At 44.1% G+C, this 3307-nt stretch carries 3 protein-coding genes; 2 read left to right on the top strand and 1 reads right to left on the bottom strand.

The window, feature by feature from the left end:
- Positions 1-1274 (bottom strand): acetyl-CoA C-acyltransferase FadI (fadI, locus tag ACP45E_RS04830; RefSeq protein WP_426510670.1); only part of this gene is annotated, 1274 nt, incomplete at its 3' end.
- 637 nt (positions 1275-1911) lie between these two features.
- On the opposite strand from fadI, the gene ACP45E_RS04825 reads away from it, so the two are divergent.
- The gene (locus tag ACP45E_RS04825) at positions 1912-2487 is read left to right on the top strand and encodes a sigma-70 family RNA polymerase sigma factor (RefSeq protein WP_139152169.1); all 576 of its coding nucleotides are present in this window, start codon (positions 1912-1914) and stop codon (positions 2485-2487) included.
- Entirely contained in the window at positions 2480-3205 is a 726-nt protein-coding gene (locus ACP45E_RS04820; protein ID WP_017038084.1) for a DUF3379 domain-containing protein, read from the top strand. The genes ACP45E_RS04825 and ACP45E_RS04820 overlap by 8 nt, the downstream gene beginning before the upstream one ends.
- The last annotated feature ends 102 nt before the right edge of the window (positions 3206-3307 follow it).

The following is a 3307-nucleotide window of genomic DNA, read 5'->3' as shown; positions in this document are numbered from 1 at the left end:
GTATTAAGCGCCAATCCGCCGCCACGACGTTTCAATTCACGCAGTGTTTGAGTGATCATTCTTGCCCCCGTTGCTGCAAATGGGTGACCGTACGCTAACGAACCGCCAAGTACGTTAAACTTATCCATATCAATCTCACCAATCGCTTTGCCTCGGCCTAAATGCTGCTGAGCAAAACTGTCACTGGCGAACATCTTCACATTAGAAAGCGCCTGTGCTGCAAACGCTTCGTGCATATCAATCAACGTAAGATCAGAAAGCTCAATGCCTGCCCTTGCGAGCGCGATAGGTGTGGCGAACGATGGCCCCATGAGCATGTCTTTCTCAACGCCAATGGCAGAAAACGCATAGGAACGAATGTAACCCATGACTTCAAGGCCCAGCTCTTTTGCACGGCCTTCTCTCATTAACATGACAGCAGCAGCACCATCAGTCAGAGGTGTACTGTTTGCTGCGGTCACCGAACCGTATTGACGATCAAACGCAGGACGTAACTTGGCGTACCCTTCTAAACTGGAATCTAAACGAATGTTGTTGTCTTTATCTATCCACTTTTTATACGGGTCAGGGAAGGCGGTCATGACCTCACCTGAAATCTTTCCTTCATCCCAAGCTTTTGCTGCAAGTGTGTGGGAACGGTGCGCTAACGCATCTTGATCTTCTCTTGAAATACCATGCGTTTTCGCCATCTGCTCGGCAGTTTGTCCCATAGAGATTCCCGTTGAGTACTCAGCAACGGCAGGCGGTACAGGAACCAGATCTTTGAGTGATAGGTTTTTAAGGATTTTAAGCTTTTGCCCAACGGTTTTGGTTTTGCTCAACGCAAGTAAGTTAGCGGCCAGTTTTTTCGACACACCAATCGGAAGAACCGATGAAGAATCTGCCCCCCCAGCAATACCAATATCGATAGTGCCAGAAACAATGCTCTCGGCCACATTGGCTGCCGATTGAAAACTCGTAGCGCACGCGCGGGTCACACTGTAAGCATCGGTATGAATGTTCATCCCAGTACCCAGCACTATCTCGCGAGCGATATTTGGGGCTTCAGGCATTTGAACGACCTGGCCAAACACCACCTGATCGATCAGTTCCGCAGGGACTTCGCTGCGTGCGAGTAGCTCATTGACCACCATTTTTCCGAGATCAACCGCAGGTACATGGCTAAATTCTGTACTTTGACGAGCGAAAGGGGTTCGAAGCCCCGCAACGATAGCAATACGTTCACCGGAACGTGTTTGCAGTATCTGCTTATTAATATTATTTGGCTTGCCCATTAGTTCTCCTTACATTCGCCATTCAAAACATTCTTCATTCAAAGATAGAGGTCAGACCTGATGCATTGTAACGAAATTGTTAACACAATCAAACAGACGTTTGAATAAACGTGAACTAAGCGATATTGAGGGAGCCACAAATGAGGGAGCATCATAGATAAGAAGTAGAACTGGTCATTAAATTTATCCGTTTTTACACGTTAAAAGTCGGAACAGTCTGATTAGTTTTTGGACGTTAGGGATGAGAACGGCCAGATACAGAGGGCTATTGCGTAATGGATGAAACAGTAAACGGGTTAGTTAATTGACTAGCCTATTGCGTAAACACTGACGTAGAACAATAAGAGCGTTAACCATGAAACAGGCACTTAAGAACATAAGCGAATGAATTAAAAGCAAAAAAAAACCACACAAAGTTGTGTGGTTGGAATGTATAAAGCAATCAACTTAACGCCAATTGAAAAATCAGTTTCCTGATTAGGAGAAAGTAAAGTCAGCCTTCAAAAGGAAGTGTCACCTTGCTCAACACACTAACTCATAGAGTTAGCTAGATGACAGGTTGTACTATAGCCACAATTAAGTATAAGATTTTGAAGTAGATCAATTTTATCTCATATTTCGTGCTCATGACCCCTGGATGGAGACTTATGTGTCAATAATCGAATTCTTTGGAAAGAAAAATCCAAAACGTACGGTCAACTCTGATATGGACAAACAAAGAAAATATGAAGCACTCGTACGTGCCTATCACCGTGACCTCTTTCGATATGGCTTTTGGCTATGCAAAGACAAAAGCATTGCAGAAGATCTGGTGCAAGAGACCTGCTTAAGAGCATGGAAATCACTCGATAGCTTACAAGATGAAAAAGCTGCGAAGTCATGGCTCATTACGATATTGAGGCGCGAGAATGCTCGCCGCTTTGAACGAAAGCAGTTCGATTTAGTCGACATCGATGATTACAGTAATGATGCCATCGTCAGCGATGATGCTCATCACCAATCTGAATGGGTACAAACATTGATCATGAAATTGGATGTCGAATATCGCGAACCACTCTTCTTACAGGTTGTCGGCGGATTTAGTGGTGAAGAGATAGGTTCCATTCTCGATCTCAATAAAAACACCGTAATGACACGACTGTTCAGAGCACGAAACCAATTAAAAGAGATGATGGAGTCATCACAATCTACAAGAGGGCAGCAAAATGGATGATTTAGAATTTCGCCGCCATGTCATGTCTGATCCTAAACAACGAGATCACGACATTATAGACGCGATAAATAGTAACGAAGCCAACGCTAAGTTTTTAGACGACGTTCTTGATCTAGACAGTAAGATTCTAAAGGCCATGAATGTTGATGTGCCTGAAGATCTCGCTGATAAAATTCTATTCAGCCAGCCAGATGAAGAACCTAATGTTATTCGGCCTAACTTTGTTAAGCGTTCAATGGCCATGGCGGCCTCTGTGGCTTTTGCCTTTGGCTTGTTAGCTGGGCAACTCAACTGGGGGAATCTGCTGGTTTCTCCCGCTCAGGCGAGCCTGGCTGAAACGGCGGTAAAGCATGTCATTGATGAGCGTGACTTTATTTCACCACTTGATGAACGAGTTGGTCTATTTCAAATTAATGCCAAGATGCAGCCGTTTAAAATGAAGTTTGAAAGCGATTTTCCTTACCATGTTTACTATTTGAATCACTGTGGTTTTGGTGATTCCAACGCACTGCACATGGTGTTTGAAGGTGAACATGGAAAAGTCACGCTGTTCATCACCAACATATCTCAGGCCGATCGTAAGGTCTTTGACCAAAAAGGCATGACGGGCGTTGTTGAACCTTTAGCCAACGCAAGCTTAATCGTGGTTGGAGAGGAAGGCGAAAACGTCGCTAAAATTGCCGAAAAACTTGCCTCGTCGGTGATATCTAGCCTATAAACCGTGCTTATTTCATACTAGGCTCTGATTGCATATCAGAGCCTTTTTTGAGCCTATTTTGTAGAGTCATAACTCTAAAAACAGCGTTTTATTCCCTTTTTC

This window comes from Vibrio genomosp. F10 str. 9ZD137, from assembly GCF_049974785.1.
Lineage (GTDB): Bacteria > Pseudomonadota > Gammaproteobacteria > Enterobacterales > Vibrionaceae > Vibrio.
The sequence above is the reverse complement of the archived record's forward strand: the minus strand, read 5'-3'. Positions and strand labels throughout refer to the sequence as shown.